At 60.2% G+C, this 22,450-nt stretch carries 14 protein-coding genes; 9 read left to right on the top strand and 5 right to left on the bottom strand.

The window, feature by feature from the left end; genetic code table 11:
* Positions 1-29 precede the first annotated feature (29 nt).
* Positions 30-1,547: a dGTPase gene (gene dgt / locus HMPREF3138_RS01710; protein ID WP_025301593.1), complete on the top strand. Its 1,518-nt coding sequence runs from the start codon at positions 30-32 to the stop codon at positions 1,545-1,547.
* A gap of 179 nt (positions 1,548-1,726) precedes the next feature.
* On the top strand, positions 1,727-3,166 hold the full coding sequence (gene degP / locus HMPREF3138_RS01705) for a serine endoprotease DegP (RefSeq protein ID WP_033637134.1): 1,440 nt from the start codon (positions 1,727-1,729) through the stop codon (positions 3,164-3,166).
* 65 nt (positions 3,167-3,231) lie between these two features.
* Here degP and barA read toward each other — a convergent pair whose 3' ends face one another.
* Positions 3,232-5,958 (bottom strand): two-component sensor histidine kinase BarA, encoded by a 2,727-nt coding sequence (barA, locus tag HMPREF3138_RS01700; protein WP_038873538.1) that lies wholly within the window; start codon positions 5,956-5,958, stop codon positions 3,232-3,234.
* 66 nt (positions 5,959-6,024) lie between these two features.
* Here barA and rlmD point away from each other — a divergent pair, with 66 nt between their 5' ends.
* The 6 genes from rlmD (at position 6,025) to eno (ending at position 14,855) form a co-directional block, all read left to right on the top strand.
* Positions 6,025-7,374: a 23S rRNA (uracil(1939)-C(5))-methyltransferase RlmD gene (rlmD, locus tag HMPREF3138_RS01695; RefSeq protein ID WP_038873541.1), complete on the top strand. Its 1,350-nt coding sequence runs from the start codon at positions 6,025-6,027 to the stop codon at positions 7,372-7,374.
* 9 nt (positions 7,375-7,383) lie between these two features.
* Positions 7,384-9,615 (top strand): GTP diphosphokinase, encoded by a 2,232-nt coding sequence (gene relA / locus HMPREF3138_RS01690; protein WP_070558770.1) that lies wholly within the window; start codon positions 7,384-7,386, stop codon positions 9,613-9,615.
* A gap of 102 nt (positions 9,616-9,717) precedes the next feature.
* A complete protein-coding gene (gene mazG / locus HMPREF3138_RS01685; RefSeq protein WP_038873564.1) occupies positions 9,718-10,512 on the top strand; it encodes a nucleoside triphosphate pyrophosphohydrolase in 795 nt (264 codons plus the stop codon).
* Positions 10,513-10,583: 71 nt separating this feature from the next.
* Complete coding sequence (locus HMPREF3138_RS01680; RefSeq protein WP_038873546.1) at positions 10,584-11,447, top strand: pepsin/retropepsin-like aspartic protease family protein; 864 nt, start codon at positions 10,584-10,586, stop codon at positions 11,445-11,447.
* A gap of 393 nt (positions 11,448-11,840) precedes the next feature.
* Positions 11,841-13,478, top strand: coding sequence for a glutamine hydrolyzing CTP synthase (gene pyrG / locus HMPREF3138_RS01675; protein WP_004932674.1), 1,638 nt, complete (start codon positions 11,841-11,843; stop codon positions 13,476-13,478).
* A gap of 81 nt (positions 13,479-13,559) precedes the next feature.
* The gene (eno, locus tag HMPREF3138_RS01670) at positions 13,560-14,855 is read left to right on the top strand and encodes a phosphopyruvate hydratase (RefSeq protein ID WP_038873548.1); all 1,296 of its coding nucleotides are present in this window, start codon (positions 13,560-13,562) and stop codon (positions 14,853-14,855) included.
* Positions 14,856-14,971: 116 nt separating this feature from the next.
* Here eno and HMPREF3138_RS01665 read toward each other — a convergent pair whose 3' ends face one another.
* The 4 genes from HMPREF3138_RS01665 to HMPREF3138_RS01650 form a co-directional block, all read right to left on the bottom strand.
* Positions 14,972-16,366 (bottom strand): amino acid permease, encoded by a 1,395-nt coding sequence (locus HMPREF3138_RS01665; protein WP_038873550.1) that lies wholly within the window; start codon positions 16,364-16,366, stop codon positions 14,972-14,974.
* Between the two features lie 102 nt (positions 16,367-16,468).
* Entirely contained in the window at positions 16,469-18,004 is a 1,536-nt protein-coding gene (gene hutH / locus HMPREF3138_RS01660; protein WP_025301604.1) for a histidine ammonia-lyase, read from the bottom strand.
* Positions 18,001-19,692, bottom strand: a complete 1,692-nt coding sequence (gene hutU, locus HMPREF3138_RS01655) for a urocanate hydratase (protein ID WP_070558768.1) — start codon at positions 19,690-19,692, stop codon at positions 18,001-18,003. The genes hutH and hutU overlap by 4 nt, the downstream gene beginning before the upstream one ends.
* 375 nt (positions 19,693-20,067) lie before the next feature.
* Entirely contained in the window at positions 20,068-21,408 is a 1,341-nt protein-coding gene (locus HMPREF3138_RS01650; RefSeq protein WP_038873555.1) for an MFS transporter, read from the bottom strand.
* Between the two features lie 322 nt (positions 21,409-21,730).
* Here HMPREF3138_RS01650 and queE point away from each other — a divergent pair, with 322 nt between their 5' ends.
* A complete protein-coding gene (queE, locus tag HMPREF3138_RS01645; RefSeq protein ID WP_038873559.1) occupies positions 21,731-22,402 on the top strand; it encodes a 7-carboxy-7-deazaguanine synthase QueE in 672 nt (223 codons plus the stop codon).
* Positions 22,403-22,450: the final 48 nt, after the last annotated feature.

Genomic DNA, 22,450 nt, shown 5'->3' with positions numbered 1-22,450 from the left:
GGGGGCAGGGTGCAACGGCGGAGAAACAGATGTCCGGGATCGACTTCAAGCAAAAAATCAGCTTCCAACGGCCTTTCAGCAAACCGATCGAGGCCGAGGAAGAGTACGACATCGTGCGGCAGTTCGAGAGCGATCGCGGGCGCATCGTCAACTCGGCCGCCATTCGCCGTCTGCAGCAAAAAACCCAGGTGTTTCCGCTGGAGCGCAACGCGGCGGTACGCAGCCGCCTGACGCACTCGATGGAGGTGCAGCAGGTTGGGCGCCACATTGCCAAAGAGATCCTCAACCGCTTCAAACAGGCGGGGAGAATTGATGAGCTCGGCCTGACCCGGCTGCTCGATCCGTTTGAAAGCATCGTGGAAATGGCCTGCCTGATGCACGACATCGGCAATCCGCCGTTCGGTCACTTCGGCGAGTCGGCGATCAACGACTGGTTCGCCCAACGGCTCGATCCCGCCAGCTGCGGCAGCGAGCCGGGCAGCCACGATCGCTGCCAGGTGGCGACGCTGCGCCTGCATGAGGGGGAGAGCGATCTGAACCGGCTGCGCAGCCGGATCCGTCAGGATCTCAGCCACTTCGAGGGCAATGCCCAGGCGATCCGCATGGTGTACAGCCTGCTCAAGCTCAACCTGACCTACGCGCAGGTCGGCTGCATTTTGAAATACACCCGCCCGGCCTACTGGGCGAGCGACATCCCCGCCAGCCACAGTTACCTGATGAAAAAGCCCGGCTACTATCTGGCGGAAGAGGCCTTCGTCGATCGGCTGCGGCGCGAGCTGCACATGGGCGAGTTCGATCGTTTCCCGCTGACCTATATCATGGAGGCCGCCGACGATATCTCGTACTGCGTGGCCGATCTGGAAGACGCGGTGGAGAAGAGCATTTTCACCGTCGAGCAGCTGTATCAGCACCTGATTCAGGAGTGGGGCGAGGTGGTGCCGGGCGATCTGTTCGACAAGACCGTCGCCAGCGCGTTTCGCAAGATCGATCGCGGCGGCGCGCGGCGCAGCGCGGAAGATCAGTTCTTCATGTATCTGCGGGTGTTTACCGTGGCGCGGCTGGTGCCGCACGCGGCGCAGCGCTTTATCGACAATCTGGACGCGGTCTATCAGGGCAGTTTCAATCAGGCGCTGCTGGAGGACTCCAGCCCGGCGTACCGGCTGCTGAAAATATTTAAAAATGTGGCGTTCAAGCACGTGTTCAACCACCCGGAGGTCGAGCAACTCGAGCTGCAAGGCTACCGGGTGATCAGCGGCCTGCTGGACATTTACAGCCCACTGTTGGCGATGTCGCTGGCGGATTTCAGCCAACTGGTGCGCGAGGACAGCCATCGCGCTTACCCGATCGAAACGCGCCTGTTCCACAAGCTGTCCACCAAGCATCGGCTGGCGTATGCGGAGGCGGTAGAGGGGCTGCAGCATTTATCGCCGGAGCAGCAAGCCATTCGGGAATATTATTTCCGCGCGCGTTTATTGCAGGACTATATCAGTGGAATGACCGACCTTTACGCCTATGACGAATATCGTCGATTGATGGCGGCGGAATAATTACGCTGAAGAATAAATTTAACAATTCCAATTGGTTGGCTGTCTCGATTTTTGTAAAGACGGACAATATTTGTTTACTATTGCCAATCATCTGTGCCGGAACTTCGGGCTATTAATTAACTCTGAATAAGCACGCAAGACAGCTATTCTTTTTGAACGACTTTATAAGAGACACACAGATGAAAAAAACCGCATTAGTTCTGAGCGCACTGGCATTCAGTATCGGTATGGCGATGGGCCCGGTCACGGCCAGCGCCGCTGAAACCGCCTCATCCAGCACCCAACAGCTGCCGAGCTTGGCGCCGATGCTGGAAAAGGTAATGCCTTCCGTGGTGAGCATTAACGTTGAGGGCAGCACCACGGTCAATACGCCGCGCATGCCGCAGCAGTTCCAACAGTTCTTCGGCGAAGATTCGCCGTTCTGCCAGGACGGCTCGCCGTTCCAGGGCTCGCCGATGTGTCAGGGCGGCGAACAGCCTGGGCCGGATGGCCAGCCGCAAGGCACGCAGCAGAAATTCCAGGCGCTGGGTGCCGGGGTGGTCATCGATGCCGCCAAGGGCTACGTGGTGACCAATAACCACGTGGTGGACAACGCCAACAAGATCCAGGTGCAGCTGAGCGACGGCCGCCGTTTCGACGCCAAGGTGATCGGCAAGGATCCGCGTTCCGATATCGCACTGATCCAGCTGAAAGACTTCAAGAACCTGACGGCGATCAAGATGGCGGATTCCGATCAGCTGCGCGTCGGCGATTACACCGTGGCGATCGGCAACCCGTACGGGCTGGGTGAAACCGCCACTTCAGGTATCGTATCCGCCCTGGGGCGCAGCGGCCTGAACATCGAAAACTACGAAAACTTTATCCAGACCGATGCGGCGATCAACCGCGGTAACTCTGGGGGGGCGCTGGTTAACCTGAACGGTGAGCTGATCGGCATCAACACAGCGATCCTGGCGCCGGACGGCGGTAACATCGGTATCGGCTTTGCCATTCCGAGCAACATGGTGAAAAACCTGACGGCGCAAATGGTCGAATATGGCCAGGTGAAACGCGGCGAGCTGGGCATCATGGGTACCGAGCTGAACTCTGAGCTGGCCAAGGCGATGAAGGTCGACGCGCAGCGCGGGGCCTTCGTCAGCCAGGTGATGCCGAAGTCTTCTGCGGCGAAGGCGGGCATCAAGGCCGGCGACGTGATCGTCACCATGAACGGCAAGGCCATCTCCAGCTTCGCCTCGTTCCGGGCGGAGATCGGCACGCTGCCGGTCGGCAGCAAGATGTCGCTGGGCATTATTCGCGACGGCAAGCCGGTGACGATTGACGTCACGCTGGAGCAAAGCGCGCAGACCCAGGTGGCCTCGGGCAATATCTACACCGGCATCGAAGGCGCCGAGCTGAGCAATACCCAGGTTGGCAACGTGAAGGGCGTCAAGGTCGACAGCGTGAAAGCCGGCAGCGCCGCGGCGCGCATCGGCCTGAAAAAGGGCGACGTGATCCTGGGCGTGAACCAACAGCCGATCCAGAACCTGGGTGAGCTGCGTAAAATCCTCGACAGCAAGCCGTCGGTACTGGCGTTGAATATTCAGCGCGGCGAGAGCCAGCTGTACCTGCTGGCGCAGTGATAGGCGTCAGGCGTTAAAAACAAAGGCACGCTGCGGCGTGCCTTTTTGCGTTATGGCCTGAGGATTCAGGCGGGTTGCGCCAGATGCGCGCGCGCCGCGTGGATCACCAGTTCAATCTCATCCAACAGCTCCAGCCACTCCGGCTCCAGTTCGTCGTTGGTGATGCCCTGACGCAGCTGCCGCTCGAGGTAGAAACACAGCTGCTTGAGGCGCGGCACGCCGCTGTAGCTGCAGCTGCCGTGCAGCTTATGGACCAGATCGAGGATCTCGTCGTCATGCTGGCCGTCGAGCAGTGCCTGTACCCGTTCGCGCACCTGCGGCAGGAAATCGAGCAGCATTTGCAGCAGATCGCGCGCCAGGTCCGGTTTGTTGGCCGCTTGACGCAGTGCCAGCGGCCAGTCGAGCGACAGCGGTGCGTCGTCGGCGATGGCGTTTTCTACGTCGCCGCTGTGGTAGCGCGACAGCACGCGGGTCAGCATTTTCTCGTCGATCGGTTTGGCCAGATAGTCGTCCATCCCGGCCTGCAGCAGGTGCTCGCGCTCGCCGCTGGCGGCATGGGCGGTAACGGCGACGATCGGCGTGGAGTTGTGATGCGGCAGCTGGCGGATCAATTCACTGGCGTGAATACCGTCCATCTTCGGCATCTGAATGTCCATCAGGATCAGATCCAGCACGTTGTCGCGCGCCAGCGCCAGCGCTTCCTCACCGCTCTCGCACAGCAGGGTTTTTTCTACCTGTTCCCCCAGCAGCGTGCCGATCAACTTCAGGTTGGCCGGGTTGTCGTCAACCGCCATCACCGTCAGCGGCAGGCGTTTACGCTCAGGCTGCGCGGTGAGGCGTGCCGGCGCTTCCATCCGGAGCAGCGGGAACAGTCGGGTGCTGGTGATCGGCTTGATCAGACAGCCGAGCGCGCCTTGTTGTTTAAGCAGCTCGGCGTCGATCTGCGCCTGGCACGGCAGCGCCAGAATCACCCGATCGGCCAGCTTCAGCGAGGCCAGCAATTTGTCCTCGTGCTGCGCCATGTTGTCGCGGAACGGGATGGGCACGCCCGCCAGCAGGAAGTCATAGTGGCCTGGCGGCAACTGGCCCAGCGTCGGCGAGTGGGTGATCACCAGCTGCGTGATGCTGAGCATGTTGAGCGTCGCCTGCGCCGCCGTCGGGTTGGACTCGATATAGGCGAGCGTTTTGCCGCTCAGATCCGGCAGGCTCGGCGCCAGCGACAGCATGCCCTCGTTCAGATCCAGTGTGATATGGAACCAGAAGGTCGAGCCGCGGTTCAACTGGCTGTGGAAGCAGATATCGCCCCCCATTTCTTTCACCAGTTTTTGCGTGATCACCAGCCCCAGCCCGGTACCGCCGTGGCGGCGGGAGATGCTGGCGTCCGCCTGACGGAACGCCTGGAACAGCTGCGACTGCTGGCGTTCGGAGATGCCGATGCCGGTGTCGTGGATCTGCACTTCCACCTCCACCCGGCGATCCAGCTGTTTGCGCAGCTCGACGCGAATGTCGATATTGCCGGTTTCGGTGAACTTGATGGCGTTGCCCAGCAGGTTGGTGATGATTTGCTGTAGACGCAGCGAGTCGCCGATCACCTGCTCCGGCACGTCGTTGTGCACATCCAGCGTCAGCTCCAGCCCCTTGTCGTGGGCGCTGGGCGCCAGCAACACCACCACTTCGTCCAGCGTTTCACGCAGGGCAAAAGGAATATGCTCCAGCACCAGCTTGCCGGCTTCCAGCTTGGAGAAGTCCAGCACGTCGTTGATGATGGTCAGCAGGTTGTTGGCCGAGCGTTCGATGGTCTGCAAATAATCGGTCTGGGTCGCGCTCAGATCGGTTTTCAGCATCTGGCGGGTGAAGCCGATCACGCCGTTGAGCGGAGTACGCAGCTCGTGCGACATGTTGGCCAGGAATTCGGACTTGATGCGCGCCGCCTCCTGCGCGCGTTTTTTCGCCAGATCCAGCTCGACGTTCTGGATCTCCATCTGCTCCAGGGTTTCACGCAGATCGGAGGTGGCCTGATCGATGTTCTGCTGCATCTCTTCGTGATAGGCGGTGAGCGACATCGCCATCGAGTTGATGCCGTTCTTCAGCATGTGCAGCTCGCCGAGCATGTAGCCCTCCACGCGGCTGTCGAGCTGGCCGCGGCGGATGCGGTCGACGGTGTTCACCATGTTGCGGATCGGGCCGGTCACGTCGCGCATCAGGCGGTAAGCGAACAGGATGGCGATGCACATGCACAGCAACAGCAGCAGGGTGGAGACGAACACCTCTTTATATTGCTGCAGCCGCACCGACTGCAGATCCAGCTCGATCGCCACATAGCCCAGGTTGTTGTCGGGGTGGCTGCCGCCGTCGGCGGTTTCATCCGGATACTGGCTTTCCGACAGGATCGGCGTGCGCAGGATCAGCGAATCGCCGCGTCGGGTGAGCATCAGCTCGGTGGGCAACGGCACGCCTTTCGGCAGCTGTAGCTGAGCGAAGTTGTGATGATAATTGGAGGTGACGAACAAATTATTCTGCGCATCGAACACGGTGATCGAACGCACGATGTCCGAATGGCGACGGTGCAACAGGCTGACCAGTTGCCTGACCGATTCGCGGCTGCGGAACGTCATGCCGTACTCGCTGGCCACCGCCAGCGGCTCGATGATGCTGGCGCCGGCGTCGACCAATTGCTCCTGCAGCTCGTTATAGCGGTGCACCACGAAGAAGGTGCTGAGCAGCAAACCAATCAGCAAGGTCGGGGCCAGAATCAGGATCATCATGCGCGCACGCAGGCTGTATTTGGTCATGGGATTCCAATGTGGGAGAATTGACAGCTGACACTAGCTTAATGAACCAGCACACAATCGACAAATATGGCGCAATTCTACTCTCCCAAACGCCGCGTGACGACCCGGCAGAGCTCACAAATCTTCACCGTGACGGTGAGCGATCTCGATCCTTTCGGCCAGGGCGTGGCGCGCCACGACGGCAAAGCGGTGTTCGTGCCGGGCGTATTGCCGGGCGAGCAGGCGGAAATCCAGCTGACCGAAGACAAGCGCCACTTCGCCAAAGGCAAGCTCAAACGCCTGCTGAGCCGCAGCCCGCAGCGGGTGGCGCCGCGCTGCCCGCATTTCGGCGTCTGCGGCGGCTGCCAGCAGCAGCATGCGGATGAGGCGCTGCAACAGCAGAGCAAGGCGGCGGCGCTGGTGCGCATGATCGCCCGCGAAACCGGGGTGACCCCGCAGCAGGAACCGGTGATCGCCGGCCCGGAATACGGCTATCGCCGCCGCGCCCGCCTGAGCCTGGCGTGGCAGCCCAAGCCACAGCGCCTGATGATGGGTTTTCGACAGGCGGCCTCCAGCGAGCTGGTGGCGGTGGAGCACTGCCCGGTGCTGCGGCCGGAGCTGGAACAGCTGCTGGCGCCGGTGCGCGCCTGCCTGAGCGGGCTGCAGGCGGTACGGCGGCTGGGGCATGTGGAGCTGGTGCTGGCGGATAATGGACCGCTGCTGGTGCTGCGCCATCTCGACGCGCTGAAAGAGGCGGATCGGCAGGCGCTGTTGGCGTTTGGCGAGCGGGAAAACGTCGCCGTTTATCTGGCGCCGGACAGCGATCGCGTCGAGAAACTGTGCGGTGACACGCCGTATTATCAGGTTGACGGGCTACGCTTAGACTTCAGCCCGCGCGACTTTATTCAGGTCAATGACGCCGTAAACCAACAAATGGTGGCGCAGGCCCTTGAATGGCTCGATATTCAACCCAATGATCGGGTGCTGGACCTGTTCTGCGGCATGGGTAACTTCACCCTGCCGTTGGCGCGCCGGGCCGCTGCGGTGGTGGGCATCGAAGGTGTTGCCACGCTGGTAGCGAATGGGCAATATAATGCACATAAGAATAAGCTGAATAATGCATCGTTCTTCCACGAGAATCTGGAGGACGACGTTGCGCGGCAACCTTGGGCAGCACAAGGGTTTGATAAGGTGATGCTGGATCCCGCCCGTGCCGGTGCGGCCGGGGTGATGTCACACATTGTAAAACTGGCGCCGGCGCGGGTGGTGTATGTTTCCTGTAACCCCACCACGCTGGCTCGCGACAGCAAAGTGCTGTTGAGCGCCGGTTATCGTCTTGCGCGCGTGCGGATGTTGGATATGTTTCCGCACACGGGGCATCTTGAATCAATGGCGCTGTTTATCAACGAGCGCGCGCCAGAGGTCGCTGCAAAGTAGGGAGAAGTTATGGTTGCGGTAAGAAGTGCACATCTGAATACGGCGGGTGAATTCGCTCTCGATGAGTGGATCGCCGGCTTGGGGCTACCTAACCCGCAGTCATGTGAGCGATTGGCCGCAACCTGGCGTTATTGTGAGCAGCAGACCCAGAACCATCCCGACGCCTCGCTGCTGCTGTGGCGCGGTTTGGAGATGGTGGAAATCCTCTCGACGCTGAGCATGGACAACGACAGCATGCGTGCCGCGCTGCTGTTCCCGCTGGTGGACGCCGGCATCGTGCAGGAAGAGACCCTGACCGAAGCGTTCGGCAAGGGCATCGTCGCGCTGGTGCACGGCGTGCGCGACATGGACGCCATTCGCCAACTGAAAGCCACCCAAAACGATTCGATGGCCTCCGAACAGGTCGACAACGTGCGCCGCATGCTGTTGGCGATGGTGGAGGATTTCCGCTGCGTGGTCATCAAGCTGGCGGAGCGCATCGCCCATCTGCGTGAGGTGAAAGACGCGCCGGAAGACGAACGCGTGCTGGCGGCGAAAGAATGTTCCAACATCTATGCCCCGCTGGCCAACCGGCTCGGCATCGGCCAGCTGAAGTGGGAGCTGGAGGGTTTCTGCTTCCGCTACCTGCATCCGGAAGAATACAAGCGCATCGCCAAGCTGTTGCATGAGCGCCGCATCGATCGCGAACAGTTCATCGACGATTTCGTCGCCGGGCTGCGCACCGAGATGGCCAGCGAAGGCATTCGGGTGGAGATCTACGGCCGGCCGAAACACATCTACAGCATCTGGCGCAAGATGCAGAAAAAGCACCTGGCGTTTGACGAACTGTTCGACGTGCGCGCGGTGCGCATCGTGGCGGAGCGCCTGCAGGATTGCTATGCGGCGTTGGGCATCGTGCATACCCACTTCCGCCATCTGCCGGACGAGTTCGACGACTACGTCGCCAACCCGAAACCCAACGGCTACCAGTCGATCCACACCGTGGTGCTGGGGCCGCGCGGCAAAACCGTCGAGATTCAGATCCGCACCCGGCAAATGCATGAAGACGCCGAGCTGGGCGTGGCCGCGCACTGGAAGTACAAAGAGGGCGCGGGCGTGACCGTGCGCTCCGGCTACGAAGAACGCATCGCCTGGCTGCGCAAGCTCATCGCCTGGCAGGAAGAGATGGCGGACTCCGGCGAGATGCTCGACGAAGTGCGCAGCCAGGTGTTCGACGATCGGGTCTATGTGTTTACGCCGAAAGGCGACGTGGTGGATCTGCCGGCCGGCTCCACGCCGCTCGATTTCGCTTACCATATTCACAGCGACGTCGGTCACCGCTGTATCGGCGCCAAGATCGGCGGCCGCATCGTGCCGTTTACCTATCAGCTGAAGATGGGCGATCAGATTGAGATCATCACCCAGAAGCAGCCGAACCCGAGTCGCGACTGGCTGAACCCGAACCTGGGCTATGTCACCACCAGCCGCGGGCGCTCGAAGATCCATAACTGGTTCCGCAAGCAGGATCGCGACAAGAACATTCTCGCCGGTCGTCAGATGCTGGACAACGAACTGGAGCATCTCGGCATCAGCCTGAAAGAGGCCGAGAAGCTGCTGATCCCGCGCTACAACATGAACTCGCTGGACGAGGTGTTGGCGGCGATCGGCGGTGGGGACATTCGCCTGAACCAGATGGTGAATTACCTGCAGGGCAAGTTCAACAAGCCGAGCGCCGAAGAGCAGGATCGCGAGGCGCTGCGCCAGCTGGTGCAGCAGAAAGCGCCGCCGCCGGCTCGTAACAAGGACAACGGCCGAGTGGTGGTGGAGGGCGTGGGCAATCTGATGCACCACATCGCCCGCTGTTGCCAGCCGATCCCGGGCGACGACATCGTCGGCTTTATCACCCAGGGGCGCGGTATTTCGATCCACCGTGCGGACTGCGATCAGCTGGTCGATCTGCAATCGCACGCGCCGGAGCGCATCGTTGACGCGGTATGGGGTGAAAGCTACTCCAGCGGTTATTCGCTGGTGGTGCGCGTGATGGCCAACGATCGCAGCGGGCTGCTGCGCGACATTACCACCATTCTGGCCAACGAAAAGGTCAACGTACTGGGCGTCGCCAGCCGCAGCGACACCAAGAAGCAGTTGGCCACCATCGACATGGATATCGAAATCTACAACCAGCAGGTGCTGAGCCGGGTGCTGGCGAAGCTGAACCAGCTGCCGGACGTGATAGACGCCAAGCGTCTGCACGGCAACTAAGCCCACATCGCCTTTCGGGTCGTATCGATAGCGGATGCGGCCCGAAATCCATGAATTCGGCGGGTGCTCCCCTGCGCCCCCATGCTTTTTCAGAGATTTTTTATGACCCAATCCACTCCGCTGCAGCGCCTGCTGAACATCATGAAAACGCTGCGCGACCCGCAGATCGGCTGCTCGTGGGACCGCAAGCAAACCTTCGCCACCATTGCGCCTTATACGTTGGAAGAAACTTACGAAGTGCTGGACGCCATCGAGCGGCAGGACTACGCCGATCTGCGCGACGAGCTGGGCGACTTGCTGTTTCAGGTGATGTTCTACGCTCAGATGGGGCAGGAACAGGGGCTGTTCGATTTCGATGAGGTGTGCACCGCCATCAGCGACAAGCTGGAGCGCCGTCACCCGCACATCTTCGGCGACGCCGAGGGCGGAGACAGCGAAGCCGTGGCGGCGCGCTGGGAGCAGCTGAAGGCCGGTGAGCGCGCCGAGAAAGCGTTGCACTCGGTGCTGGACGACATTCCGCAGGCGCTGCCGGCGTTGATGAAAGCGCACAAGATCCAGAAACGCTGCGCCTCGGTCGGCTTCGACTGGAACACCCTGGGCCCGGTGCTGGACAAAGTGTACGAAGAGATCGACGAAGTGATGCACGAAGCCCGCCAAGCGGTGGTCGACGAGAGCAAGCTGGAAGAGGAGATCGGCGATCTGCTGTTCGCCACGGTGAACCTGTCGCGCCATTTAGGCCACAAGGCGGAGAACGCGCTGCAGGCGGCGAACCGCAAGTTCGAGCGCCGTTTCCGCCAGGTGGAAGCGATCGTCAAGCAAAGCGGGCTGCGGCTTGAAGACGCCACGCTGGAGCAGATGGAAGAGGCCTGGCAGCAGGTGAAGAAATCTGAAATCTGATGCGCTTCCGGCGTTCATGGCGCCGGGGTGAACATGAAGGGCGTTCCGCGCAGACAAAGGAAGGTGGCGTCATGATCAAGAGGCTAATGCTTTTAGCATGTTTTTTCCCCGGTTTCAGCATGGCGTCTCCTCCTGCTGATGTTGGGCGGCTGCGGTATGATGAACGCAGGCTGCCATTAGTCGATGTGCAGATCGATAACCGTTTACACACGCTCATGCTGGATACCGGCAGCGCAGAAGGGATACACCTTTATCAACACGATCTGGAGCGTCTGGTCGCGCAACCGAGTCTGAAGGCGGTGCGGCTGGCGCCTCGGCGGTTGAGAGATCTCTCTGGCGGTGAAAATCAGGTGCCTGCCTGGCGGATTAGTCGGCTGTTTATTGGCTATATCCCGTTTAACGACGTCGAAGTGGTGAGTTTTAAGCCCTGGGGACTCAGCCTGGGAAACGAGCTGCCGGTAAGTGAAGTGATGGGGCTTGGGTTGTTCCGCGATCGAAAGGTGCTGATGGATTTCGAAAACGACCGCTTGCAAATGTTGACTCATCTGCCTTCAGACATTGCAATATGGGCTTCATATCCATTCGAACAGACCGATGAGGGGCTGAGCGTGACGGCCTTCGTTGGCAATAAACCGTTGCGCCTGATTGTTGATACCGGCGCCAGCCATTCTCTTTTGTTTGCCGCAGGCTTGCCGGCTGGCCTCTTGTTCTCCGGCTGTCGTTCCATTGAGCCTGAGGCCGAGAATCTGGATTGCCGAGTGACCAGATTCACCTTGACCGATCGCCGGGGCCGGCATCACAACGATTTGGCCATCGTTACCGAAGGCCCAACGTCTGAGGCGCTGGGTTTTGATGGTCTGCTGGGAATGGGCTTTATGCGGGGTCATCGTGTGATTGTTGATATGCCTGAACGCATGCTCTACATCAGTCGTTAACCCGATGCGCTTCGATCCCAGGCTAATCGGGTTTAGGGAAGCTGAACCGCCGCTACAATGTTGATCGCCGACAAGGTTCACTCAGGCTGAAACGGTTAAGCTTGCGGTCAGGTCACAGGCGCAGGGCTGCCGTCGGCAGCAAAAGGCCAACAAATTGAAATCTAAGGCGTTTTATCGCTCGAGAGGGGCGGTAAAAAGAAAATTTCTCCGCTAACTCTTTGTATTTCCTGGAGGGTTTTGGGCGCGCCGGCGGAGTAAACCCTGATGAACACGGGAGGGCGGCCGAGATGATGGACAGCAAAACGATCGTTTGTAGGTCAGGAGAGGTTCGGGTATACTACTTTCCCGTCCTGGTTCTTCCATCGTCTTTAAACCTAAACTCTCAGGTTCAGCATGACAACTAATTATATTTTTGTGACCGGCGGGGTCGTATCCTCTCTGGGTAAAGGCATTGCCGCAGCCTCTCTGGCGGCTATTCTTGAAGCCCGTGGCCTCAACGTTACCATCATGAAACTGGACCCGTACATCAACGTGGATCCGGGCACCATGAGCCCGATTCAGCATGGGGAAGTTTTCGTCACCGAAGACGGCGCAGAAACCGATTTGGATTTGGGTCACTACGAGCGCTTCATCCGCACCAAAATGTCGCGTCGCAACAACTTCACCACTGGCCGCATCTACTCCGACGTGCTGCGTAAAGAACGCCGCGGCGACTATCTGGGTGCGACCGTGCAGGTCATTCCGCACATCACCAACGCGATCAAAGAGCGCATCATCGAAGGTGGCGAAGGCCACGATGTGGTGCTGGTGGAAATCGGCGGCACCGTCGGCGATATCGAATCGCTGCCGTTCCTCGAAGCCATCCGTCAGATGGCGGTAGAAGTGGGCCGTGAGCACACCCTGTACATGCACCTGACGCTGGTGCCGTACATGGCGGCGGCCGGCGAAGTGAAAACCAAGCCAACCCAGCATTCCGTAAAAGAACTGCTTTCCATCGGTATTCAGCCGGATGTGCTGATTTGCCGTTCCGATCGCGCGGTTCCTGCTAACGAACGCGCTAAAATCGCGCTTTTCTGCAACGTGCCGGAAAAAGCGGTTATCTCTCTGAAAGATGTTGATTCTATTTATAAAATCCCAGGCCTATTGAAATCTCAGGGGCTGGACGATTATATTTGTAAACGATTCAGCTTGAACGCACCGGAAGCCAACCTGGCCGAATGGGAACAGGTGATCTACGAAGAAGCCAATCCGGGCGGCGAAGTGACCATCGGTATGGTCGGCAAATACGTTGAGCTGCCGGACGCCTACAAGTCGGTGATCGAAGCGCTGAAGCACGGCGGGCTGAAAAACCGTCTGACCGTGAACATCAAGCTGATCGACTCGCAGGACGTGGAAACCCGCGGCGTGGAAGTGCTGAAAGGGCTGGATGCGATCCTGATCCCGGGCGGCTTCGGCTACCGCGGCGTGGAAGGCAAAGTGATGACCGCACGCTATGCGCGCGAGAACAACATTCCTTACCTGGGCATTTGCCTGGGCATGCAGGTGGCGTTGATGGAGTTCGCTCGCAACGTGGCGGGCATGGAAAACGCCAACTCCACCGAGTTTATGCCAGACTGTAAGTACCCGGTGGTGGCGTTGATCACCGAATGGCGCGACGAAGACGGCAACGTCGAAGTGCGCAGCGAAGAAAGCGATTTGGGCGGCACGATGCGCGTAGGTGGCCAACAGTGCAACCTGAGCGACAACAGCCTGGTGCGTCAGCTGTACGGCGAACCGACCATTGTCGAGCGTCACCGTCATCGTTACGAAGTTAACAACATGCTGTTGAAGCAGATCGAAGCCGCAGGGCTGCGTGTCGCCGGTCGTTCCGCCGACAACAAGCTGGTCGAGATCATTGAACTGCCGAATCACCCGTGGTTTGTAGCCTGTCAGTTCCACCCGGAATTTACGTCTACGCCGCGTGATGGGCATCCGCTGTTCGCCGGCTTCGTGAAAGCCGCAGGCGAGCATCAGAAGCGCCAGGTAAAATAAAATATTTGGTAGGCGGCGCGCGGTGAGAACCGCGCGCTGTTTGTCTGGAGTTTTAGTTTAACTTGTACTGAGGAAAACCTAATGTCCAAAATCGTTAAAGTCATCGGTCGTGAAATCATCGACTCCCGCGGTAACCCGACTGTTGAAGCCGAAGTTCATCTGGAAGGCGGTTTCGTAGGCCTGGCTGCTGCGCCGTCAGGTGCTTCTACCGGTTCCCGCGAAGCGCTGGAACTGCGTGACGGTGACAAGTCTCGTTTCCTGGGTAAAGGCGTACTGAAAGCCGTTGCTGCAGTAAACGGTCCGATTGCTCAGGCAGTACTGGGTAAAGATGCCAAAGACCAGGCGAACATCGACAAGATCATGATCGATCTGGACGGCACCGAGAACAAATCCAACTTCGGCGCCAACGCCATTCTGGCGGTTTCCCTGGCAGCAGCGAAAGCGGCCGCAGCCTCTAAAGGCATGCCGCTGTACGAGCACATCGCTGAACTGAACGGCACCCCAGGCAAATTCTCCATGCCACTGCCGATGATGAACATCATCAACGGCGGCGAGCACGCTGACAACAACGTCGACATTCAGGAATTCATGATTCAGCCGGTTGGCGCGAAAACCCTGAAAGAAGCGGTGCGCATCGGTTCTGAAGTATTCCACCACCTGGCGAAAGTCCTGAAAGCCAAAGGCATGAACACCGCCGTGGGCGACGAAGGCGGCTATGCGCCAAACCTGGGTTCCAACGCCGAAGCGCTGGCGGTTATCGCTGAAGCGGTAAAAGCGGCGGGCTACGAGCTGGGCAAAGACGTGACTCTGGCGATGGACTGTGCGGCTTCCGAATTCTACAAAGACGGTAAATACGTGCTGGCCGGCGAAGGCAACAAAGCCTTCACTTCCGAAGAGTTCACTCACTTCCTGGAAGACCTGACCAAACAGTACCCAATCGTGTCTATCGAAGACGGCCTGGATGAATCCGACTGGGCGGGCTTCGCTTACCAGACCAAAGTTCTGGGCGACAAAATCCAGCTGGTGGGCGACGATCTGTTCGTTACCAACACCAAGATCCTGAAAGAAGGCATCGAGAAAGGCATCGCTAACTCCATCCTGATCAAATTCAACCAGATCGGTTCTCTGACCGAAACGCTGGCTGCTATCAAGATGGCGAAAGATGCTGGCTACACCGCGGTGATCTCTCACCGTTCCGGTGAAACCGAAGACGCGACCATCGCCGACCTGGCGGTAGGGACTGCGGCTGGCCAGATCAAAACCGGTTCCATGAGCCGTTCTGACCGCGTTGCCAAATACAACCAACTGATCCGTATCGAAGAAGCGCTGGGTGACCGTGCGCCGTTCAACGGCCTGAAAGAAGTTAAAGGCCAGTAAGTTCGACCGATTCGGTTGCTGAATAAAAACCCGCTGCGGCGGGTTTTTTTATGGCCGGCGTTTGGCCAAAAGCACAATAAAAAACCCGCCGCAGCGGGTTTTATCAGAAGCGAGCGTTACATCTGCTGCGTTGCCGCGCTCACCGGCGAGCCGCCGCCTTTCTTGCGCACCCACAGCCAGTAAGCCACGGTGAGTAAAGCGATCCACACCAGCCCGACGTACAGCGCGATGCGGCTCTCTTCGAAGTAGCCGAGCAGGCCGATGACAAATGCCATAAAGGCGGTCGCCAATGCCGGCGCCACCGGCCACCACGGCACCGGGAAGCTCAGCTGACGGGTTTCCTCCGGCGACAGCGTGCGGCGCATGACGATCTGCGACAGCAGGATCATCAGCCACACCCAGACGGTGGCGAAGGTGGCGATCGAGGCGATGATCATGAAGACTTTCTCCGGGATCAGGTAGTTGAGCACCACCGCCAGCAGCAGGGCGATCGACATCACCAGCACCGTCATCCACGGCACGCCGCCGGCGGTCAGTTTGGTGAAGCTGCGCGGCGCCTGGCCGTCCTGCGCCATGCCGTACATCATGCGGCCGGCACCGAAGATGTCGCTGTTAATGGCCGAGATAGCGGCGGTGATCACCACCACGTTCAGCACGTTGGCGGCGGAGCTGATGCCGAGGTTGCTGAAGATCTCCACGAACGGGCTGCCGTTCTGGCCGATGCTGTTCCACGGATAGATCGCCATCAGCACCGTCAGCGTCAGCACGTAAAACAGCAGGATGCGCACCGGCACGGCGTTGATCGCTTTCGGCAGCACTTTGGCGGGGTCTTTTGCCTCGCTGGCGGTAATACCGATGATCTCAATGCCGCCGAAGGCGAACATCACCACCGCCAATGACGCGACCACGCCGCCGATGCCGTTAGGCATAAAGCCGCCGTGCTGCCACAGGTTACTGATACCGGTGGCGTGCTGGGTTTGGCCGAAGCCGAACAGCATCACCGCCGCGCCGCCGACGATCATCGCCACGATGGCGGCGACTTTGACCAGCGACAGCCAGAACTCCAGCTCACCGAACACCTTGACGCTGCACAGGTTGAGCGCGCCGATAAACAGAATGATGCTGAGTACCCAGACCCACTGGGCGACCTCCGGGAACCACAGCCCCATATAAATGCCGAAGGCGGTGACGTCCGCCAGGGCGACGATCACCATTTCGAAGGTGTAGGTCCAACCGGTGAGGAACCCGGCCAGCGGGCCGAGATAGTGGCTGGCGTAGTGGCCGAACGAGCCGGAAACCGGCTGGTGCACCGCCATTTCACCCAGCGCGCGCATCACCATGAACACCGCCGCGCCGCCCACCAGGTAGGCCAGCAGCACGGCCGGGCCGGCCAGCTGGATGGCGCCGGCGGAGCCGTAGAACAGGCCGGTGCCGATCGCCGAGCCGAGAGCCATGAAACGGATGTGCCGCGCGTTTAGTCCGCGTCTGAGTTGTGTCGTTTCGTTACGCATGTTGCTTCCCGTTAAGTGTTTGCCGAACAGGCACGCGCTGCCCGCGCCGGGTGGAACGCACCCGGCGGGGCAGAACAAACTGCGTGATTCAGTGTGTGATGATTATGCCTGGCTAGGCAGCAGCGCCGCAGGCAGCAGCGATGTCAGGTGACCGGCCGCCAAGAGTTGGCTGGCGGCTTCAATGTCGGGGGCGAAGAAACGATCCTTGTCGTAGAAACTGACATGCTCGCGCAGCAGACGGCGTGCCTGCTCCAGACCTTCCGAGGTCTTCAGGCCGTTGCGGAAATCCAGGCCCTGGCAGGCAGCCAGCCATTCAACCGCCAGAATGCCGCGCACGTTGTCCGCCATGCTCCACAGGCGACGACCGGCGGCCGGCGCCATGGAAACGTGGTCTTCCTGGTTGGCGGAGGTCGGAATGCTGTCGACGCTCGACGGGTGCGCCAACGCTTTGTTTTCGCTGGCCAGCGCCGCCGCGGTAACCTGGGCGATCATGAAGCCGGAGTTCACGCCGCCGTTCTCCACCAGGAACGGTGGCAGCTGCGACATGTGCTTGTCCATCATCAGCGAGATGCGGCGTTCGGACAGCGAACCGATTTCGGCAAACGCCAGGGCCAGGTTATCGGCGGCCATCGCCACCGGTTCGGCATGGAAGTTGCCGCCGGACAGCACGTCACCCTGTTCGGCGAACACCAGCGGGTTATCGGAGACGGCGTTGGCTTCTATCTCCAGCACCTCGGCGGCCTGGCGGATCTGCGTCAGGCAGGCGCCCATCACCTGCGGCTGGCAGCGCAGGGAGTAAGGATCCTGCACTTTTTCGCAGTTGCGGTGCGAGTCGGAGACTTCGCTGCGCGCACCGAGCAGGTGGCGGTAGGCGAGGGCGGCGTCGATCTGGCCGCGCTGGCCGCGCACCTCATGGATACGCGCATCGAACGGGCTGCGGGAGCCCAGCGCCGCTTCCACCGTCAGGCTGCCTGCCACGGTCGCGGCGGCGAACAGGTCTTCCGCGTCGAACAGGCCGCGCAGCGCGAAGGCGGCGGAGACCTGAGTGCCGTTCAGCAGCGCCAGGCCCTCTTTCGCCGCCAGCGTCAGCGGTTTCAGACCGGCCTTGGCCAGCGCTTCGGTCGCCGGCAGCCATTGGCCCTGATGACGCGCCTGGCCTTCGCCCAGCAGCACCAGGCTCATGTGCGCCAGCGGCGCCAGGTCGCCGGAGGCGCCGACCGAGCCCTTCAGCGGGATATGCGGATAAACTTCGGCGTTGACCAGCGCGATCAGCGCCTGGATGACTTCCAGACGAATGCCGGAGAAGCCGCGCGACAGGCTGTTGATTTTCAGCACCATGATTAGGCGCACCAGATTGTCGTCGGTGGGCTCGCCCACGCCGGCGGCGTGTGACAGCACGATTGAACGCTGCAGGTTTTCCAAATCGTCGCGGGCGATGCGGGTCGAAGCCAGCAGGCCAAACCCGGTGTTGATGCCGTAAGTGGTGCGGTTTTCTTCAACGATGCGTTCCACGCAGGCCACGCTCTGCTGGATAGGGCCGTAGGCGTTGTCGTCCAGCGTCAGCGTCACCGGATGCTGATACACGTCGCGTAGCTGGGCCAGCGTCAGTTTGCCTGGGCGAATAGTCAGCGCTTTCATGCTTTTTCTCCTTGGGTCGCGGCAACCATCGGCAGGTTCAGACCTTGCTCACGGGCGCAGTCGATAGCGATATCGTAACCGGCGTCGGCGTGACGCATGACCCCGGTAGCCGGGTCATTGTGCAGGACGCGGGCAATGCGCTCGGCGGCTTCGTCGGTGCCGTCGCAGACGATCACCATGCCGGAGTGTTGGGAGAAGCCCATACCGACACCGCCGCCGTGGTGCAGGGAAACCCAGGTGGCGCCGCTGGCGGTATTCAGCAGCGCGTTCAGCAGCGGCCAGTCGGAAACGGCATCTGAGCCGTCTTTCATCGCTTCGGTTTCACGGTTCGGGCTGGAAACGGAGCCGGAATCCAGGTGGTCGCGGCCGATGACGATCGGAGCGGACAGTTCGCCGCGGCGCACCATCTCGTTGAACGCCAGGCCCAGCTTGGCGCGCTGGCCAAGGCCAACCCAGCAGATGCGCGCCGGCAGGCCCTGGAAGCTGATGCGCTCGCGCGCCATGTCCAGCCAGCGGTGCAGGTGCTCGTCATCCGGGATCAGCTCTTTCACCATGGCGTCGGTTTTGTAGATGTCCTGCGGATCGCCGGACAGCGCCGCCCAGCGGAACGGCCCGATGCCGCGGCAAAACAGCGGACGGATGTAGGCCGGCACGAAGCCCGGGAAGTCGAAGGCGTTGTCGACGCCGGTTTCTTTCGCCATCTGGCGAATGTTGTTGCCGTAGTCGAAGGTCGGCACGCCCATCTGCTGGAACGCCAGCATGGCTTTGACGTGATCGGCCATCGATTGCTTGGCGGCGGCGGCCACTTTGGCCGGCTCGGTTTGCGCGCGCTGGCGATACTCTTCCCAGCTCCAGCCCTTCGGCAGGTAGCCGTTCAGCGGATCGTGGGCGCTGGTCTGGTCGGTGACCATGTCCGGGCGCACGCCGCGGCGCACCAGCTCAGGCAGGATTTCCGCCGCGTTGCCGCACAGGGCGATGGAGATGGCTTTGCCTTCTGAGGTGTATTTCTTGATGCGGGCCAGCGCGTCGTCCAGATCTTTGGCCTGCTCATCGACGTAGCGGGTTTTCAGACGGAAATCGATGCGGCTCTGCTGACATTCGATGTTCAGCGAGCAGGCGCCCGCCAGCGTCGCGGCCAGCGGCTGCGCGCCGCCCATGCCGCCCAGACCGGCGGTCAGCACCCAGCGCCCCTGCAGGCTGCCGTCGTAGTGCTGGCGGCCCGCTTCGACGAAGGTTTCATAGGTGCCCTGAACGATGCCCTGGCTGCCGATGTAGATCCAGCTGCCGGCGGTCATCTGGCCGTACATTGCCAGGCCTTTGGCGTCCAGCTCGTTGAAGTGTTCCCAGGTTGCCCAGTGCGGCACCAGGTTGGAGTTGGCGATCAGCACGCGCGGCGCGTTGCTGTGGGTTTTGAAGACGCCGACCGGTTTGCCGGACTGCACCAGCAGGGTTTCGTCTTCTTCCAGCGTTTTCAGGGTTTCGACGATCTTGTCGTAGCAATCCCAGTCGCGCGCGGCGCGGCCGATGCCGCCGTACACCACCAGCTCGTGTGGGTTCTCCGCAACTTCAGGATCGAGGTTGTTCAGCAGCATGCGTAACGGCGCTTCGGTCAGCCAGCTTTTTGCGTTTAATTGTGTGCCGCGTGGCGCGCGTACATCGACATTGCGAACTTTGTTATTTGTAGTCACAGCAGTTTCCTCAAACAGTATCGGTGCAGATTCCATGCCGCGGTGGGGATGAGTACCACGGCATAACAATGCGTAGGGCTTATTAACATATACTTGTATGTACAAGCATATGCAACACTGACCAGTTGCCGCTGAAAAGTGGCATAAGAAAAAGTTATTTTCTTTTTATATCAGGTTGATATGCGATTTTTTATCGCCGGTCTCAGGTACGGAAAGCCGGAGAAAAGTGAGCTGTTCGGCAAAAATGAATTAAAATTGACTCATTTTTGGGCGGCTAGTCACAATATTTTTACAGTCTGATTACAGTTGACGGCGGAGGATAAAAAAGCCCTATCACCGCAGGAAGAAAGCCCGCCGTGGGCGGGCTTGCAAGGGTCAGGCGGCCGGCTGCAGCGTCGGTTTGCGGCTCATCTTGCACACCGTGGCGATGGCGGCGATCAGCGCCGGCACGCACAGGAACATCAGGATGCTCTGCACTTCCCACTGCATGGCCAGCAGTTGGGCGCCCATCATGGTGCCGGCGACGCCGCCGAAGCGGCCGATGCCCTGCATCCAGGCGATGCCGGTGGCGCGGCTGTGGGTCGGGTAGAAGGTCGCCGCCAGCGTTTGCAGCCCGGACTGCGCGCCGTTCATGGTGACGCCCATCAGGAAGATGAAGGCGCCCAGCAGCACGATCTGTTTATCCTCGGTGGCCATCGCCACGATCAGCAGGGCGGTGACGACAAAGCCGCTCGAGACCACTTTGTGCGCATTCCAGCGGTCCATCAACCAGCCGGCCACCAGGATGCCGAGCGTGCCGCCAAAGGTGAACAGCGAGGTGAGCATCGCCGATTGCTCCAACTGATAGCCCAATCCCTGCATCAGGATTGGCATCCAGCTCAGCAACACGTAGTAGATCACCAGCCCCATAAAGTAGGTCAGCCACAGCATCAGCGTGCCGAGCAGGTAAGGGCGGCTGAACAGCAGGCCGACGCTGGTCTTGGTCTGCGCCAGCTTCTCTTCGTACAGATAAAAACGCGTCACGCCGTCGAGGCTCTGGCTGACGAAGCGTTGCGCGATGCGCTTGATCTTCGCCGCATCTTGCCCGCGGTTGACCATATATTTAACCGACTCCGGCAGCAGCAGGATCAGCAGGACAGTCAATACCAGCGGCGCGATGGCGCCGAGCAGCAGCACGCTGTGCCAGCCGTAGTTCGGGATCAGCCACGATGAAATGGCGCCGCCGCCGGCCGCGCCCAGCGGAAAACCGCAGTACATGGTGTTGATCGCCAGCGAACGGCAGCGCTGCGGCGCGTATTCGGAGATCAAGGTAATGGCGTTGGGCATCGCCGCCCCCAGCCCGAGACCGGTGAGGAAGCGCCACAGCGTAAGGCTGTTGAGCGAACCGGCGTAGGCGGTGGCCAGGCTCGACAGGCCGAAGAACAGGCAGGAAAACACCAGCACGCGCTTGCGGCCGATGCGGTCGGAGATCGGCCCGGCGATCAGCGCGCCGAGCGACAGCCCCAGCAGCGCAGCGCTCAGCACCGGCCCCAGATCCTGCTTCACGATGCCCCAGTCTTTGGCGACCGAGGGGGCGATATAGCCCATGGCGGCGGTATCGAAACCGTCGATGGCGAGGATCAGAAATCCGAGAATGATCAGTGTCCAGTGAAACAGCGAAAACTTGCTGTCGTCGATGGCCTGTTGAATGTTTAACTCGCTGGTGGAATGAGTCATGGCACCCTCTAAACGCAGATGTAGTCGTGATGGAACGTGGCCGAAACTGGCGCCCGGCTTGTGTTTGCTTGTATATACATCTGCGCGCCGAGGCTTTATGTCAAATATATTTATCCTATACGTTAAATAAATGTTGTTTTTGCGAAGCAGGTTACACCGTGAATGAAAGATCAGAACCCGTCGAACAAATTAAATAAACGCCAGGGGTGGTGGGATATGCTGGCGGCGGCGCGGAGAATAAAATTTAATACAATGTTGGCCGTTTGGTCGCCGGGCCGGAATCTGCGATAATCGCTTTTTACTTTTCCAGATTGAGAAACCGATGCAGTACCCGATCAATGAGATGTTCCAAACCTTGCAGGGCGAAGGCTTTTTCACCGGCGTGCCGGCCATTTTTATCCGCCTGCAGGGCTGCCCGGTAGGGTGCAGTTGGTGCGATACCAAACATACCTGGGAAAAGGAAGCCAATCGGGAAGTCGACCTGCAACGGATCCTGGTCAAAACAGAGGAAAGCGACGCCTGGGGCAATGCCAGCGCCGAGCAGCTGCTGGCGGTGATGCGCCAACAAGGTTACACCGCACGTCATGTGGTGATCACCGGGGGCGAACCCTGCATCTACGATCTGACACCGTTGACCGAGCTGTTCGAACAGCATGGCTACGGCTGCCAGATTGAGACCAGCGGCACCCACGACATTCGCTGTTCCGCCAAAACCTGGGTGACGGTTTCGCCGAAGGTGAATATGCGCGGCGGCATGAAGGTGCTGGATCAGGCGCTGCGGCGCGCCGACGAGGTGAAGCATCCGGTGGCGCGCGAGCGCGACATCGAGGCGCTGGACGCACTGCTGGCGACGCTGCAGGACGACAAGGCACGGATTATTGCGCTGCAGCCGATCAGCCAGAAAGAAGAGGCGACCCGCCTGTGCATCGAAACCTGCATCGCGCGCAACTGGCGGTTGTCGATGCAGACCCACAAGTATCTGAACATCGCCTAAAATCAGGGCGCCTTTGTGAACTGCACCCCAAATGTTGGACACATCTGA

Source organism: Serratia sp. HMSC15F11, from assembly GCF_001808215.1.
Classification (GTDB): Bacteria; Pseudomonadota; Gammaproteobacteria; order Enterobacterales; family Enterobacteriaceae; genus Serratia; species Serratia nevei.
Note: the sequence above shows the minus strand (reverse complement) of the source record. Positions and strands in the feature narration are given on the sequence as shown.

What these genes read in the sequence shown, in the direction of transcription:
- queE (WP_038873559.1), top strand. Translation starts at nt 21,731, where the DNA reads ATGCAGTACCCGATCAATGAGATGTTCCAAACCTTGCAGGGCGAAGGC.
- HMPREF3138_RS01665 (WP_038873550.1), bottom strand. Translation starts at nt 16,366, where the DNA reads ATGCGTAACGAAACGACACAACTCAGACGCGGACTAAACGCGCGGCAC.
- mazG (WP_038873564.1), top strand. Translation starts at nt 9,718, where the DNA reads ATGACCCAATCCACTCCGCTGCAGCGCCTGCTGAACATCATGAAAACG.
- HMPREF3138_RS01650 (WP_038873555.1), bottom strand. Translation starts at nt 21,408, where the DNA reads ATGACTCATTCCACCAGCGAGTTAAACATTCAACAGGCCATCGACGAC.
- rlmD (WP_038873541.1), top strand. Translation starts at nt 6,025, where the DNA reads ATGGCGCAATTCTACTCTCCCAAACGCCGCGTGACGACCCGGCAGAGC.
- pyrG (WP_004932674.1), top strand. Translation starts at nt 11,841, where the DNA reads ATGACAACTAATTATATTTTTGTGACCGGCGGGGTCGTATCCTCTCTG.
- relA (WP_070558770.1), top strand. Translation starts at nt 7,384, where the DNA reads ATGGTTGCGGTAAGAAGTGCACATCTGAATACGGCGGGTGAATTCGCT.
- dgt (WP_025301593.1), top strand. Translation starts at nt 30, where the DNA reads ATGTCCGGGATCGACTTCAAGCAAAAAATCAGCTTCCAACGGCCTTTC.
- degP (WP_033637134.1), top strand. Translation starts at nt 1,727, where the DNA reads ATGAAAAAAACCGCATTAGTTCTGAGCGCACTGGCATTCAGTATCGGT.
- eno (WP_038873548.1), top strand. Translation starts at nt 13,560, where the DNA reads ATGTCCAAAATCGTTAAAGTCATCGGTCGTGAAATCATCGACTCCCGC.
- hutH (WP_025301604.1), bottom strand. Translation starts at nt 18,004, where the DNA reads ATGAAAGCGCTGACTATTCGCCCAGGCAAACTGACGCTGGCCCAGCTA.
- barA (WP_038873538.1), bottom strand. Translation starts at nt 5,958, where the DNA reads ATGACCAAATACAGCCTGCGTGCGCGCATGATGATCCTGATTCTGGCC.
- HMPREF3138_RS01680 (WP_038873546.1), top strand. Translation starts at nt 10,584, where the DNA reads ATGATCAAGAGGCTAATGCTTTTAGCATGTTTTTTCCCCGGTTTCAGC.